The sequence below is a fragment of the Pseudomonas sp. NY15364 genome, from assembly GCF_048068235.1.
Lineage (GTDB): Bacteria > Pseudomonadota > Gammaproteobacteria > Pseudomonadales > Pseudomonadaceae > Aquipseudomonas > Aquipseudomonas mendocina_D.
On sequence record NZ_JBLUPX010000014.1, the window covers coordinates 22912 to 37313 of the forward strand.

General features: G+C 62.1%; 17 protein-coding genes and 2 pseudogenes. 12 read left to right on the forward strand and 7 right to left on the reverse strand.

All coding sequences use genetic code 11. The features are described from left to right. Positions 1–45 precede the first annotated feature (45 nt). Positions 46–1428 (forward strand): oxygen-independent coproporphyrinogen III oxidase, encoded by a 1383-nt coding sequence (gene hemN / locus ACNFCJ_RS13505; protein WP_416771845.1) that lies wholly within the window; start codon positions 46–48, stop codon positions 1426–1428. A 34-nt stretch (positions 1429–1462) separates the two neighbouring features. Here the strand turns inward: hemN and ACNFCJ_RS13510 are convergent, their stop codons facing one another. Continuing rightward, complete coding sequence (locus ACNFCJ_RS13510) at positions 1463–1906, reverse strand: hypothetical protein (protein ID WP_179576398.1); 444 nt, start codon at positions 1904–1906, stop codon at positions 1463–1465. A gap of 150 nt (positions 1907–2056) precedes the next feature. Here ACNFCJ_RS13510 and fnr point away from each other — a divergent pair, with 150 nt between their 5' ends. The 7 genes and pseudogenes from fnr (at position 2057) to ACNFCJ_RS13545 (ending at position 6773) form a co-directional block, all read left to right on the forward strand. Continuing rightward, positions 2057–2791 (forward strand): fumarate/nitrate reduction transcriptional regulator Fnr, encoded by a 735-nt coding sequence (gene fnr / locus ACNFCJ_RS13515; RefSeq protein WP_084341147.1) that lies wholly within the window; start codon positions 2057–2059, stop codon positions 2789–2791. A gap of 40 nt (positions 2792–2831) precedes the next feature. After that, complete coding sequence (locus ACNFCJ_RS13520) at positions 2832–3380, forward strand: adenine phosphoribosyltransferase (protein ID WP_003460975.1); 549 nt, start codon at positions 2832–2834, stop codon at positions 3378–3380. An 84-nt stretch (positions 3381–3464) separates the two neighbouring features. Then, a complete protein-coding gene (locus ACNFCJ_RS13525) occupies positions 3465–4280 on the forward strand; it encodes an ion transporter (RefSeq protein WP_416771846.1) in 816 nt (271 codons plus the stop codon). Positions 4281–4517: 237 nt separating this feature from the next. After that, positions 4518–5063, forward strand: a pseudogene (locus ACNFCJ_RS13530) (metal-dependent hydrolase); the annotation flags it as partial. 4 nt (positions 5064–5067) lie between these two features. Continuing rightward, positions 5068–5442: pseudogene (locus ACNFCJ_RS13535) on the forward strand (4-hydroxyacetophenone monooxygenase); the annotation flags it as partial. Beyond that, positions 5439–6326: an SDR family NAD(P)-dependent oxidoreductase gene (locus tag ACNFCJ_RS13540; RefSeq protein ID WP_416771848.1), complete on the forward strand. Its 888-nt coding sequence runs from the start codon at positions 5439–5441 to the stop codon at positions 6324–6326. The pseudogene ACNFCJ_RS13535 and the gene ACNFCJ_RS13540, both read left to right, overlap by 4 nt. A 198-nt stretch (positions 6327–6524) precedes the next feature. Then, entirely contained in the window at positions 6525–6773 is a 249-nt protein-coding gene (locus tag ACNFCJ_RS13545) for a hypothetical protein (RefSeq protein ID WP_416771850.1), read from the forward strand. Positions 6774–6855: 82 nt separating this feature from the next. On the opposite strand, the gene ACNFCJ_RS13550 is transcribed toward ACNFCJ_RS13545, so the two are convergent. The 3 genes from ACNFCJ_RS13550 to ACNFCJ_RS13560 form a co-directional block, all read right to left on the reverse strand. Beyond that, positions 6856–7071 (reverse strand): DUF3820 family protein, encoded by a 216-nt coding sequence (locus ACNFCJ_RS13550; RefSeq protein WP_099523655.1) that lies wholly within the window; start codon positions 7069–7071, stop codon positions 6856–6858. A 68-nt stretch (positions 7072–7139) separates the two neighbouring features. After that, positions 7140–7733: a 2-hydroxychromene-2-carboxylate isomerase gene (locus tag ACNFCJ_RS13555; RefSeq protein ID WP_416771851.1), complete on the reverse strand. Its 594-nt coding sequence runs from the start codon at positions 7731–7733 to the stop codon at positions 7140–7142. A gap of 43 nt (positions 7734–7776) precedes the next feature. Further along, positions 7777–8508, reverse strand: coding sequence for an SDR family oxidoreductase (locus ACNFCJ_RS13560; protein ID WP_416771853.1), 732 nt, complete (start codon positions 8506–8508; stop codon positions 7777–7779). 123 nt (positions 8509–8631) lie between these two features. On the opposite strand from ACNFCJ_RS13560, the gene ACNFCJ_RS13565 reads away from it, so the two are divergent. The 4 genes from ACNFCJ_RS13565 to ACNFCJ_RS13580 all read left to right on the forward strand — a co-directional run bounded on the left by ACNFCJ_RS13565 (position 8632) and on the right by ACNFCJ_RS13580 (position 10907). Continuing rightward, positions 8632–9282, forward strand: coding sequence for a YceH family protein (locus ACNFCJ_RS13565; protein ID WP_416771854.1), 651 nt, complete (start codon positions 8632–8634; stop codon positions 9280–9282). Between the two features lie 18 nt (positions 9283–9300). After that, complete coding sequence (locus tag ACNFCJ_RS13570; protein ID WP_416771855.1) at positions 9301–9618, forward strand: I78 family peptidase inhibitor; 318 nt, start codon at positions 9301–9303, stop codon at positions 9616–9618. 94 nt (positions 9619–9712) lie between these two features. Further along, positions 9713–10165, forward strand: coding sequence for a MarR family winged helix-turn-helix transcriptional regulator (locus ACNFCJ_RS13575; RefSeq protein ID WP_416771856.1), 453 nt, complete (start codon positions 9713–9715; stop codon positions 10163–10165). Positions 10166–10481: 316 nt separating this feature from the next. Further along, positions 10482–10907, forward strand: coding sequence for an organic hydroperoxide resistance protein (locus ACNFCJ_RS13580; RefSeq protein WP_416771857.1), 426 nt, complete (start codon positions 10482–10484; stop codon positions 10905–10907). A gap of 152 nt (positions 10908–11059) precedes the next feature. Here ACNFCJ_RS13580 and ACNFCJ_RS13585 read toward each other — a convergent pair whose 3' ends face one another. The 3 genes from ACNFCJ_RS13585 to ACNFCJ_RS13595 are packed head-to-tail and all read right to left on the reverse strand — an operon-like array spanning position 11060 to position 14393. After that, positions 11060–12439, reverse strand: a complete 1380-nt coding sequence (locus ACNFCJ_RS13585) for an aspartate aminotransferase family protein (protein ID WP_416771858.1) — start codon at positions 12437–12439, stop codon at positions 11060–11062. 23 nt (positions 12440–12462) lie between these two features. Beyond that, complete coding sequence (locus ACNFCJ_RS13590; RefSeq protein WP_416771860.1) at positions 12463–13809, reverse strand: glutamine synthetase family protein; 1347 nt, start codon at positions 13807–13809, stop codon at positions 12463–12465. 26 nt (positions 13810–13835) lie between these two features. Further along, positions 13836–14393, reverse strand: coding sequence for a helix-turn-helix domain-containing protein (locus ACNFCJ_RS13595; RefSeq protein ID WP_125836536.1), 558 nt, complete (start codon positions 14391–14393; stop codon positions 13836–13838). Positions 14394–14402: the final 9 nt, after the last annotated feature.

Here is a 14402-nt window from a genome sequence, read left to right on the forward strand (position 1 = left end):
ATGCATCCTTAGACTGGCCACACAGCCTGTCTAGGATTATTTCCCATGCTCGAAACCATCCAGTGGGATGCCGACCTGATCCGCCGCTACGATCTCGCCGGCCCGCGCTACACCTCTTACCCGACCGCAGTGCAGTTTCACGACGACATCGGCCCGTTCGATCTGCTGCATGCGCTACGCGACAGTCGCAAGGCCGGGCGTCCGCTGTCGCTGTACGTGCACATCCCGTTCTGCGCGCACATCTGCTACTACTGTGCCTGTAACAAGGTGATCACCAAGGATCGTGGCCGCGCCTTGCCCTATCTGGAAAAGCTCGAGCGGGAAATCGAGATCATCAGCCGCTACATCGATCGCAACCAGCCAATCGAGCAACTGCATTTCGGTGGCGGCACGCCAACCTTCCTCAGCCATGACGAGCTGCGCCACCTGATGCAGCACCTGCGCCAGCACTTCAACCTGCTAGATGATGACTCCGGTGATTACAGCATCGAGATCGACCCACGCGAAGCGGACTGGTCGACCATGGGCCTGCTGCGTGAGCTGGGCTTCAACCGTGTCAGCCTCGGCGTGCAGGATCTCGACCCCGAGGTGCAGCGCGCGGTCAACCGCCTGCAGACCCTGGAAGAGACCCGCGCCATTGTCGAGGCGGCCCGCACCCTGCAGTTCCGCTCGGTGAACATTGACCTGATCTACGGCCTGCCCAAACAGACCCCAGAGCGCTTCGCCCACACCGTGGCCGAGGTCATCGCCCTGCAACCGGATCGCCTGTCACTGTTCAACTATGCGCACCTGCCGGAACGCTTCATGCCGCAACGGCGCATCAACAACGATGACCTTCCCAGTCCGGGCGACAAACTGGCCATGCTGCAGGCCAGCATCGAGCAGCTGACGCGCGCCGGGTATCGCTACATCGGCATGGACCACTTCGCCCTGCCCGATGACGAACTGGCCATCGCCCAGGAAGAAGGCACGCTGCAGCGCAACTTCCAGGGCTATACCACCCATGGCCACTGCGACCTGATCGGCCTGGGCGTATCCGCCATCAGCCAGATCGGCGATCTGTACAGCCAGAACGACAGCGATATCGCCAGTTATCAGCAGTCCCTGGGCAACGGCCAATTGGCGACGCGCCGCGGCTTGCACTGCAATGCCGACGACCGCCTGCGTCGCGCCGTGATTCAGCAGCTGATCTGCCATTTCCAACTGCGCTTCGCCGACATCGAGCAAACGCATGGCGTGGTGTTCCGTGATTATTTCTGCGCCCTGTGGCCCGAGTTGGAGCAACTCGCGGCTGACGGCCTGATCAGCCTCGACGCTCAGGGTATTGAAGTGCGCCCGGCCGGGCGCCTACTGGTGCGTTCGCTGTGTATGCTGTTCGATCGCTATCTCAACGATCAGGTGCGCCAGCGCTTCTCGCGGGTGATCTGAGCCGGGCAAGCGCCCGCTCCGTTACGGGCGCTTCTCAACTCATCGCCAGCAGGCTCGCAGCCTGCATCTGCTCGCTGGAAAGGCCAGCGTCACGCATCAACTTGATCAGCTGGGCGTTGGCCGAAGTCAGCGCACTGTTGAGCGAGGCCAGCTCGGTCTGCAGCCCTTCCAACTGCTGACGCTTGCCCTCGGCGTCAAGCCTCTGGTCGCTCATGATGGCCTCGATCTGCGCCTGTTTCTCGACGATCTGTGCACGCAGCTCGCGGATCATCTTGAGCAGATCCCTGATCGCCTGAGGCAGGTCGCTATCGTCGATATCTTGATGCTTCTCAGATCTGGTCGACATGCCCTTGCCCAGCTCGGACAGGCTAACGCGCAATCCTTCGCGACTCTCCTGCGCAGTTCGTTCAGCCGTGCTGAACTGTCGTTGAACACCCTGAGCCAGATTGTTCAGTGAACCCAGCGAAGCGATGCGCATTACCCTGCTCCCTGCCTTGATCTATCATCTCAGGGTCACATCGGCAGACTAGGATCAAACTTGAGCAAGCAGTCAGGCTTGCATGGCTGGTCGCAAACCCGCCCCTGCTGTACCCTAAGCGCCATTGCGTATCTATCAGGAAGCTGAACGATGTCCGAGAGCATCAAGCTGCGTACGCAGCACCAAGCCCATTGCAAGGATTGCAGCCTGGCCAGCTTGTGCCTGCCGCTCTCGCTGAACATGGAAGACATGGACGCCCTCGACGACATCGTCAAGCGTGGTCGACCGCTGAAAAAAGGCGAATTCCTGTTCCGTCAGGGTGATTCCTTCGGCTCCGTATTCGCCGTGCGTTCCGGCGCGCTGAAAACCTTCAGCCTGAGCGATGGCGGCGAAGAGCAGATAACCGGCTTCCACCTGCCCAGCGAGCTGGTCGGCCTGTCCGGGGTCGATGGCGAGCGCTACCCGGTCTCCGCGCAGGCACTGGAAACCACCTCGGTCTGCGAGATTCCCTTCGAGCGCCTCGATGACCTGGCCCTGCAATTGCCACAGCTGCGCCGCCAACTGATGCGTATCATGAGCCGCGAGATCCGCGACGATCAGCAGATGATGCTGTTGCTGTCGAAGAAGACTGCCGACGAGCGCATCGCCACCTTCCTGGTCAACCTCTCTGCCCGCTTCCGGGCGCGTGGCTTCTCGGCCAATCAGTTCCGCCTGGCCATGTCGCGCAACGAAATTGGTAACTATTTGGGCCTTGCGGTGGAGACAGTCTCTCGCGTATTTACCCGCTTCCAACAGAACAAGCTGCTCGAAGCCGAAGGCAAGGAAGTGCACATTCTCGACCCGATCGAACTGTGTGCTCTGGCCGGCGGCAATCTCGACGTTTGAGTTCGCACGAGTTCGCGGGCTCACACATTAGGACCCCACGATGATCTTTGACGAATTCAGCATCAAGACCCTGATCCGCCCGGTACCGGACTTTCCCAAGCCGGGCGTCATCTTTCGCGACATCACCCCGCTGTTCCAGTCGCCACGTGCCCTGCGCATGGTCGCCGACAGTTTCATCCAACGTTACGTGGAGGCCGAATTCAGCCATATCGGCGCCATGGACGCGCGCGGTTTCCTGATCGGCTCAATCATCGCCTACGAACTGAACAAGCCGCTGGTGCTGTTTCGCAAGCAGGGCAAACTGCCGGCGGACGTCCTCAGCGAGGGTTACCAGACCGAGTACGGCGAAGCCTTTCTCGAGGTCCATAGCGACAGCCTCTGCGAAGGCGATTCGGTACTGATCTTCGATGACCTGATCGCAACCGGCGGCACCCTGATCGCCGCAGCCAACTTGGTACGACGCATGCGCGCAACGATCTTCGAGGCCGCCGCGATCATTGACCTACCTGAGCTGGGTGGTTCGCAGAAACTGCAGGACGCCGGCATCCCCACCTTCACGCTGACGGCCTTCGCCCTCGACGATCACTGAGCCGAAGCGCCTGCCAACCCACAAGTGGGTTGATGATTCTGCCGGGCAATGCCCGGCATCACCGATGACCTTGACCAGACTCCCATGCACGAACTCGAACTGAACCCATCCAGCGACTGGCGTCAGCGCCTGGGCGCTGTCATGGACGGCGCCACCATGCAGCGCCTGGTAACCCTGCTGATCATCATCAATGCCGTCATCCTCGGCCTGCAGACGTCACCGTCGATCATGACCGACTGGGGCACGCCGCTGCTGATCCTCGATACCTTCATCCTCACCTGCTTCGTCATCGAGCTGGCGCTGCGCTTCACCGCCCGTGGCGTCGGTCTGCTACGTGACCCCTGGGCCGTATTCGATTGCCTGGTGGTGGGCATCGCCCTGATACCGGCCAGCGGCCCCTTCGCCGTGCTACGCGCCTTGCGCGTGCTGCGGGTATTGCGACTGGTGTCGATCAACCCAAGCATGCGCAAGGTAGTGCAGGCGCTGCTCGCCTCGCTACCAGGCATGGGCAGCATCGTCATGCTGATGGTGTTGGTGTTCTATGTCGCCGCGGTGATGGCCACCCAGCTGTTCGGTGAGAGCTTCCCCGAGTGGTTCGGTAACATCGGCGCCAGCCTGTACACCCTGTTCCAGGTGATGACCCTGGAAAGCTGGTCGATGGGCATCGTGCGCCCGGTAATGGAAGAACATCCGCTGGCCTGGCTGTTCTTCGTGCCCTATATCCTCGTCGCCACATTCATGATGCTCAACCTGTTCATCGCCGTTATCGTCAACGCGATGCAGAACACCCATGAGCCAAATGCCGAGGAGCAAGCTGCAGCAGCTCGCGAACAGGCAATTCTCGACGAGCTGCGCGCACTGCGCAGCGAGGTGGCCGAGCTGCGCCGTAACACGCCGTAAACCCTGTCACCAACGCAATCCGCCGTCTCTGGCACGGCGGTTTGCGCGCCCTCTCCCCTATGTCTGCCCATCAGACCCGCCTTAAGTTGGCGGCGCTCAGCGCCCGCACGCACGCACGATAGTTACATCGTTCAATGACACAGTTGGTCTGTCGAGATTGACCATCTGCGCCCCCGAGTGCTGCCAACCAGAGCCGCACGACACTTGGGAGTTCCAACTCGGAAGAGGACTCGAACGATGAGCGCCAGTACCGCCCTACCGCAGCCAAAATCCAGCTTCCCCGTGCGTCGCATGGACTTCAGTTTCAGCGAAACACCGAAATACTGCTTCTATGACGCCCCTTTCATGAGCCATTTCATGAACAACCGGTCGTCGCTGTTCCCCTACGGCGAAAAGTTCTTCGTCGACAGCGTGCGCGCCTTACGCGACCTGGTCAGCGAGCCGCAGCTGAAAAAGGACATCAGCGCCTTCATCGGTCAGGAGGCCATGCACTCCAAGGAGCATGCGGCCTACAACTACTACGCCAACGAGCACGATATCGACCTGGAACGCCTCGAGCTGCGCATCAAGGTGCTGCTGGAATGGGTCACCCGTTTCAGCACCAAGAAGCAGCGCCTGGCCGCCACCTGCGCCCTAGAACACTTCACCGCGACCATGGCTGAGCAGTTACTCAAGCTTGAAGACCTCACCACGCAGATGAACGACCCGAAGCTGTATCAACTGTGGATGTGGCACGCCATCGAGGAAAACGAGCACAAGGCCGTGTGCTACGACGTCTACCAGGGTGCCGAACACCGGCTTGGGCCACAACTCCATGGTCTACATGATCGAGTCGCAGATCACCTATGTACTTGGCGCCCCCAAGCAGCTTGAAGAGGGCCAACTGCAGAGCCTGGAGCCCAAGCGCGAGGCGCAGGACGCCTTCAACAGGAAGATTCAGGGCAATCTCGGCAGCACCGTCTGGAACGCCGGCGGATGCATGAGCTGGTACCTGCACCCGGTCAGTGGCCGCAACTGCACGGTGTGGCCGGGCTTCACCTGGCGCTACCGCATGCTGACGCGTCACTTCGATCCCCCTGCCTACCACTTCAGTCGCAAGCAGGCCACTCACCCGGCACAGAGCAACGCCATCGCCCTAGATGTGCAGGAGACCAGCGCATGAAATCCTTCGAGAACAAGGTAGCCGCCATCACCGGCGCCGGCTCCGGTATCGGCCGCGCCCTCGCCTATCAGCTGGCACGCCAGGGCTGTCACCTGGCGCTGTCCGACGTCAACGTCGAGGCTCTCCGAGAGACTGCCGAGCAGGCGCGCAAACTTGGCGTCACCGTCAGCCAGCAGCGCGTCGACGTCGCCGACCGCGCAGCCGTCGAGGCCAGGGCCGAGCAGATCATCAGCGAATTTGGCCGGGTCAATGCCATCTTCAATAATGCCGGCGTGACTCAGGGTGGCACCGTGGAAGGCAACGATTACGCCGACTACGAGTGGATCATGAACATCAACTTCTGGGGTGTGATCAACGGCACCAAGGCCTTCCTGCCTTATCCCAAGGCGGCTGGCCAGGGTCATGTGGTCAACGTCTCCAGAGTCTTTGGGCTGTTCTCCCAGCCCGGAATTAGCGCCTACAACGCCCGCAAGTTCGCCGTGCGCGGTTTTACCGTGTCATTGCGCCAGGAGCTGGACATGGCCCCTTGCGGGGTGTCCGCCAGTTGCGTGCACCCCGGCGGCATCCGCACCAACATCGCCAAGACCGCGCGCATGAATGACAGCTTGGCCAAGGTAACCGGCCAGGCCGCCGAACAGGCGCGTCAGCAATTCAATGACCAGCTGCTGCGGACCACGCCGGACCAGACGGCAAAGGTCATCGTAAATGGCGTGCTGACCAACAAACGGCGCATCCTCATCGGCACCGATACCCATGCCCTGGACTGGATGCAGCGCAGCATGCCGGCGCTGTATCAGCGACTGGTAACCGTCTCGATGCGCTTGGCCGCCCGCTTCGCGCCCAAGCCAAGATATGCGGACAAGGCGCGCGAGGCGATCGAATAGCTTCAAGGAAAACACCACTCAGGGCCGGCCAATGCCGGCCCTGTGCGTTTGTCGGGCAAAGCTCGCTGCTGCGCCAACTGGGCTAAGGTAGGAGAACAGACGCATCACTCATCCAAGCGGCGCCGCTACCGGCTCCCGGCTGGAACTTCGGTGTGGCGTCGACGCCGAGGGCGGCGCCTCGATCTACGAGGTGGCCTCATGAGCGCGCTTACCTGCACCCACCGCGACCACACCATCCGTGCCAGCGTCATGGAACACCCTGGCCTGCCGACACCCTGGGCCGGCGGTTGCAAGATCACCGATCCCGACGGCAACACCAGCAAACGGCAGACCTTGCCGGTGGATTACGCCTTCATGGACGACCTGAGCAAAGCCCAGCACGCGTCCATCGCACACGGCAAGTGGCTGGTGGACCAGAAGCTGGATCACGGGCGCAACTGGCATTGAGATGACGGCATTACCGTAGGGTGTTCTGTGCGCACCTCAATTCCTGCAAGCGCACGCTGATGCGCATGGCACACCCGACGGCTTACGCATTCTTTCGCAGCGGGTCTAGCAGCGGCTTGAGGCCGTTGTGGTCGATCTCCTGCATCAGCGCCAGCAGCTGACCCAGCTCGCCCTTGGGGAAGCCCGTGCGGGCGAACCAGTTGAGGTAGTGTCCAGGCAGATCGGCGATCAGCCGATCCTTGTACTTGCCATAAGGCATTCGGCGGGTCACCAGGAGTTTCAATGCTTCGGGGTTCATCGGGTACTCGAACGGCCGGACAATAATCCGGCCATTGTGCCAGGCATCAGGCCCGGTACGAAAAGCACCTAGGCGCGAAGGGCTTCGCGAACGAAATCCAGGCGATCCTGGCCAAAGAACATCTCATCGCCGACGAAGCAGGTCGGTGCACCAAATACGCCGCGCTTGACCGCCTCCTCGGTAGTCGCCTTGAGTGCGTCCTTGACTGCCGGCTCAGCGATCTGCGCCTGCAACTGCGCCGCATCGAAGCCAGCGGCCACCAGCACGCCTGCCACCTTGGCCAGATCCCCCATGTTCACCCCATCGACCCAGATAGCCCGGAATAGCGCCTGCAAAGCATCGTCGAAGCGCTCCGGCTGATGCAGCTGGACGGCTACCAGCAAGCGCATCAGCGTCAGAGTATTGATCGGGAAATGCGGGTTGAAACGCATCGGTACGCCGTAACGCTCGGCAAAACGTGCCAGGTCGCGAATCATGTAGCGGCCCTTGACCGGAATCATCGCTGGCGACGTGTTGCCGGTGGCCTGGAATACGCCGCCGAGCAGCATCGGCCGATACACCAGCTCGGCGCCGGCCTCGCGGCACAGGCTAGGCAACTGGGTATAGGCCAGGTAGGACGCCGGGCTGCCAAGGTCGAAGAAGAACTCCACCGTCTTGCTCATCAGGTTCACTCGCTCTTTATCGTTATCGTGGGTTCAACGCAGGTTACCAGCGCTCCATCCACGGCCGCAGGTCCAGCTCGAAGGTCCAGGCATCACGCGGCTGGCTGTGCAGAAACCAGTAACTGTCGGCGATGTGCTCGGGATCGAGAATGCCATCCTGATCCTTCTTGGCGTAGAGCTCCGGAAAGCTATCGCGGATGAACGCGGTATCGATGGCGCCATCCACCACGACATGAGCGACATGCACGTTCAGCGGCCCCAACTCACGCGCCATGCTCTGCGCCAGCGCCCGAATGCCGTGCTTGGCTCCGGCGAACGCGGCGAACCCGGCAGCACCGCGCAAACCCGCAGTGGCGCCAGTGAACAAAATGGTGCCACGGCCACGGCCGACCATGCGTCTGGCCACCGCCTGACTGGTCAGGAAGCCGGAGAAACAGGCCATTTCCCAGATCTTGAAGTACTTGCGCGCGGTTTCCTCGAGAATGCTGCAGGGCACGTTGGCGCCGATATTGAACACCATTACCTCGATCGGCCCGATGTCACGCTCGATGCTCTCGACCAGTTCAGCCACCTGCTCCTCACGCCGTGCATCGGACGCGAAACCGTGGGCCTCACCGCCCTCGCCGCGAATTTCCTCCAGCAGCGGTTGCAGTTTGTCCAGGCTACGACGGGTGACGCAGGCGACATACCCCTCGCGGGCGAAACGCCGGGCGATGGCGCCACCAGTGGCATCGCCAGCGCCAATGATCAAAGCGACCTTCTTGTTCTCGTTCATGGCCCACTCCGTTGATTGACGGTCATTAGCTTAGCGAACGTCATGTTCGAACACACATTGAAGTGTGTCAGCCAGGGGCGGATGCCGTTAACCTAAGCGAGTTCTTTCTGCCAGGATCGATCCATGTCGCACACTCCTTCCCCGCTGGTTGGTGAAACCCCACTGCACGCCGTCGAGGTGCGCATCCTCGGTTGCCTGATCGAAAAGCAACTGACCACACCGGAAACCTACCCGCTGACGCTCAATGCCGTGCAACTGGCCTGCAACCAGAAGACCAGCCGCGAACCGCTGATGAACCTGGAAACCGGAGAAGTCGGGCGCTACCTGCGCAGCCTCGAAGGTCGCCAGCTGGTGCACCTGGTGATGGGCAGCCGTGCCGATCGCTGGGAACAGCGCTGCGACAAGCAGCTGGAGTTGGTCAAGCCGCAGACGGTTTTGCTCGGTCTGCTGCTGTTGCGTGGCCCGCAGACGCTCAACGAGCTGCTCACGCGCAGCAACCGCATGCACGACTTCGACGATGTCGCAGAAGTCCAGAACCAACTGGAGCGCCTGATCGGTCGCGGGCTCGCCCTGCTGCTGCCGCGCCAAAGCGGTCAGCGCGAGGATCGCTACATGCATCTGCTCGGCGAGCCTGCTGATCTGGAGAGTCTCCTGGCCAACCGCCCTGCTGCTCGCGGGGAGGCTGCGGCACCTAACGAAGATCGACTGGTCGAACTGGAAGCGCGCATCGCCGCACTCGAAGAACGTCTGGCGCGCCTGGAAGGCGCGCAGTAACCCAAAGGAGCTCATGCATTGATTTTCAAGACCCGCTTCTGCCTCATCCTCGGTGCCACCCTGCTCGCTGCCGGCTGCAGCAGCACGGCGGACAAACCGGCCGCCGCCGCGGCCCCGAGCGGCCCGACGCCCGATAGCTGCACCTCCTCCGTGGTCGAGCATCTCAAGGGCCAGACGGCCACGCCCGATTTGCTGGAGCAAGCCCGCAAGCAGGCTGGTGCCAGCAGCGCACGCATCCTCACCCCGACCAGCGTGGTGACCCTGGAATACAACCGTCAGCGCCTGAACCTGAACGTCGACGAGCAGCGTGTCATCACTCGCGTGACCTGCGGCTAAGCCCGCCCTGGTGCGGGCTTACCCGCACCAACCTCTGGCGCAACTATCATTAGCGCGCTAATTTGAACCACCCGCCACTTCACAGGCCGCCGCCATGACCACTCCCGTGGAACCCTGCGCCGAACTGCTGCTGGACAACCAGCTGTGCTTCGCCCTCTATTCCACCTCGCTGATGATGACCAAGACCTACAAGCCGCTGCTGCAGGCACTGGGGCTCACCTACCCGCAGTACCTGGCCATGCTGGTGCTGTGGGAGAACGAAGGCATCACCGTCAGCGAAATCAGCGCCCGCATGCTGAGCGACCCGGGCTCACTCACCCCGCTGCTCAAGCGCCTGGAGAGCGAGGGCCTGCTGCAGCGCCAACGCAGCAGCCAGGACGAGCGCGTGGTGCAGCTCCACCTCACCGACAAGGGCCGTGCCCTGCACGAACAGGCCAAGGCATTGCCGGCCTGCATTCTCAGGGCCTCGGGCCTCGACTTGCCGACGCTGGGCAAGTTGCGTGACGACCTGGTCGACCTGCGCCAGCACCTGCAGGACGCGCTCTGATCGCGGGCGATGCGAGCCATCGCCCCGTCCGCCCTCATTCTCCCCGCCTGACCTGCCCTACCAACCTGCCCCCTCCTGCGTCTTCCATACCCTGCCAGACGGCTTCCGCATGAGAGCAAGATGGCCACCCCTATACGGCTCTAGCTCTCGCCGCATCTGGTTATTCCATCTAACACTGACCCTATAACCAAATACCTTATAAAGTTATATTGCGCACAAACCATATGCACACTAAGGTTCTCCCCATGGAAACGGTTAGCGCACAAATGATTAGCGAGCCAATCCATCATTCACTGACCTAACGAGGAATATCGCCATGACTATCGAAAACGTTCTCTACCGTGCAACCGCTGAAGCCTTTGGTGGCCGTGAAGGCCGCGCTGTGTCCTCCGACGGCATCCTCGACATCGCCCTGACCACCCCGAAAGAACTCGGCGGCGCTGGCGGTAACGGCACCAACCCTGAACAACTGTTCGCTGCCGGCTATTCCGCCTGCTTCCTCGGCGCCCTGAAATTCGTCGCCGCCCGCGACAAGCTGAGCATCCCGGCTGACACCTTCATCGAAGGCACCGTCGGCATCGGCGCCATCCCCACCGGCTTCGGCATCGAAGTGGAACTGCGCATCAGCCTGCCCGGCCTGGCCCCGGAAGCCGCACAAACCCTGGTGGATAGCGCGCACATCGTCTGCCCGTACTCCAACGCCACCCGCGGCAACATCGACGTCACTCTGACCATCGTCTGACTCTCGCCTACGCCCCAAAAAAAGAAACCCCGCCACCGGTAACGGTCGCAGGGTTTCTCTTGCTCATCGTCTTTCGCGGCTGAAGCGGAATGCCGCCCAGCCGCTACACATGCAATCTTCGCGCAGGAGCGCCTTCAGCCGCGAATTTCTACTCAGACAGAATTACGCACCTGCTCCCAGGTCAGATCCAGGCATTTGCGCGCTTTCTCTACCAGCTCATCCACTTCCGCCTGGCTAATCACCAATGGCGGCGCAATGATCATGGTGTCGCCCACCGCGCGCATGATCAGACCGTTGTTGAAGCAGTGGCCACGGCACACCATGCCCACGCCCATATCACCGGAGAAGCGCTTGCGCGTGGCTTTGTCCTGCACCAGCTCGATGGCGCCGAGCATACCGACGCCACGTACTTCGCCCACCAGCGGATGATCGGCCAGCTCACGCAGGCGCTTCTGCAGGTAGGGCGCGGTTTCCGCCTTCACCCGCTCGACGATGCCCTCTTCCTTGAGAATGCGCAGGTTCTCCAACCCCACCGCCGCCGCCACCGGATGGCCGGAGTAGGTGAAGCCGTGGTTGAAGTCGCCATGCGCTTCGATCACTTCGAACACCTTGTCGCTGACGATCAGCCCGCCCATCGGCACGTAGCCCGAGGTCAGGCCCTTGGCGATCGTCATCAGGTCAGGTTTGAGGTCGTAGTACTGGCTGCCGAACCATTCGCCGGTACGGCCGAAGCCGCAGATCACTTCGTCGGCAACGAAGAGAATGTCGTACTTGGCAAGGATTTCCTTGATGCGCGGCCAGTAGGTTTCCGGCGGGATGATCACGCCACCGGCACCCTGGATCGGCTCGGCGATAAAGGCCGCCACGTTTTCCTCGCCCAATTCGAGAATCTTCTTCTCCAACTGGTCAGCCGCCCAGATGCCGAAGGCTTCCGGCGTCATATCCCCGCCCTCGCTGAACCAGTAAGGCTGCGGAATATGGGCGATACCAGGGATCGGCAGGTCGCCCTGCTCGTGCATGAACTTCATGCCGCCGAGGCTGGCACCGGCCACGGTGGAGCCGTGGTAACCATTGTCGCGGCCGATGATGATTTTCTTCGCAGGCTGCCCCTTGCACGCCCAATAGTGGCGTACCAGGCGCAGCATGGTGTCGTTACCTTCCGAGCCCGAACCCGTGAAAAACACGTGGTTCATGCCAACCGGCGCCAGCTGGGAAATGGCGTGGGCCAACTCAAGCACCGGCGGGTGCGCGGTCTGGAAGAAGGTGTTGTAGAACGGCAGCTGCAACATCTGTTTGGAAGCTGCAGCGACCAGCTCCTCGCGGCCATAGCCGACGGCCACGCACCACAGGCCGGCCATGCCATCGAGGATCTTGTTGCCCTCGCTGTCCCACAGGTGCACACCTTTCGCTTCAGTGATGATGCGCGGGCCTTTTTCGGCCAGCTGCTTGTAATCACTGAACGGCGCCAGGTGGTGGGCCTGGCTCAGAGCCTGCCAGTGTGCGGTTTTCGGGTTGTTCTGGGCGTTGTTCATGTCGCCTCCTTCGATCCGGGACATCACAGGTACCAGCGGTATTCGCGCGGGCTGATGTCGTGCATGAAGGCCAGGTGATCCTGGCGTTTGTTCTCGCAATAAACCATGACGAACTCGCTGCCGAGGCCCGCGGCAACGCGCTCGCTGGCCTGCATACGGCGCACGGCATCGAGCATGTCCTTGGGAAAGTCGACGCCGCTGGCGCGGTCGTCATTCAGTGGTGCAATGGGCTCGACCTGGGCGTCGAGGCCCTGTTCGATACTGGTCAGCAGCGCCGCCAGCACCAGGTAAGGGTTGGCATCGGCGCCCGGCAGGCGGAATTCAAGACGCAGATTGCGCGCGTCCGACTCGGGGATGCGCACGCAGGCGTCGCGATCCTCGAAGCCCCAACTGGCCTTGCTCGCCGAGTTCACCTGGGCACCAAAGCGGCGGTAGCTGTTGTGGTTCGGCGCGTAGATCGGCATCAGCTCCGGCAGCAGCTCCAGGCAACCGGCCACGGCATGCCGCAACGGACGCTGCTCGTCACGGGCCAGCAGGTTGTCACCGGCCTCGTCGTAAAGGCTGACGTGGATGTGCATGCCGCTGCCTGGATACTGCAGGTACGGCTTGGCCATGAAGCTGGCGCGATGGCCGTGTTTGAGCGCCACGCCACGGGTCACCCGGCAGAACAGCGCCGACCAGTCGGCGGCCTGCATCGGGTCGGCGTTATGACTGAAGTTGATCTCGAACTGCCCCGGGCCGATCTCGGCGGTGATCACCGTGGTATCAATACCCTGCAGCCGCGCAGTCTCGCTGATGTCGTCGAGCACCTCGGCAAAGCGCGACAGCCGTTCGATATGCATGTTCGGCTGGTCGTCGGCATCCCCGCTCAGGTCATCGCGCGGGTACTGCGGCAAGCCGTCCTTGAGCGCCTTGTCGAACAGGTAGAACTCCAGCTCGAAGGCCACCACCGGGTGAATGCCACGCGCCGCCAGGCGCTGCACCACACGCGCCAGCACCTCGCGCGGTTCGAACTCGATGGGTGCTTCGGTGCCATCGGAGCTGATCAGCATCTGTCCCAGCGGCTGACGCTCCCAGTTCACCAGCTTGAGCGTTCCAGGAATCAGTCGCCGTGGTGCGTCCGGGTCGCCGTCATGGAAGCAGTAGTCGCCGATCTCGTAGAGCCCGCCCTGGGCGCCGAGCAGCACGCAATTCTGCGGCAACTTCAGGGCACTGCCGGCGGCAACCTTCTCCAGCATCTCGATGGGGTAGCGCTTGCCGTAGAAATGCCCAGGGATATCCAGACAGATCAGGTCGACGAAGCGCACCTCGGGGTGGGCCTGGCGGAATTGGCGGACTTCGTCGAGCAGCTCGACTCGGGTGGCGTTCATGGTGGTGATTTCCGATTCACGGTAGGTCAGGTGTAGATCCACAACACCCGCGCGGGGGTGTCGCCTTGGTTGGCATAACGCAGGCGCGCATAGCTCGGCACCTGGAAAACGTCGCCGGGGTAAAGCGTGGCGCTCTGTTCGTCCTCGCCCAACCATAGCGTCAGTTGGCCTTCGAGCACGTAGCCGGCCTGCTCGGAGCGGTCGCTCATCTGCCGCTCGCCACTGCTGGCACCCGGCTCGAGCAGGCTGTCGACGACCATGAAGGCGCCCTGCAGCGTCGGCGAGGCCATGATGTCGGTGATGCCGCCAGCCAGGTACAGGGTGCGGCGTTCGTCCGGCCGGGTCACCCAATCCAGCGCCTTGGGCTTGGGCAGGCTGTAGAAATAGGTTGTGGGTACGTCGAGCGCCTCAGCGATGGCGGTCAGATCCTCCACCGTCGGGCGTGACAAGCCACGCTCGACCTGCGAGAGAAAGCCCACCGAACGGCCGATGCGCTCGGCCAGCTCGTTGAGGGTGACCTTCTTGTGCTTGCGCAGGTCGTGGATGAGCACGGCCAGGGCCGCCATCTCCAGGTTCTTGTCCATCTCTGGGCT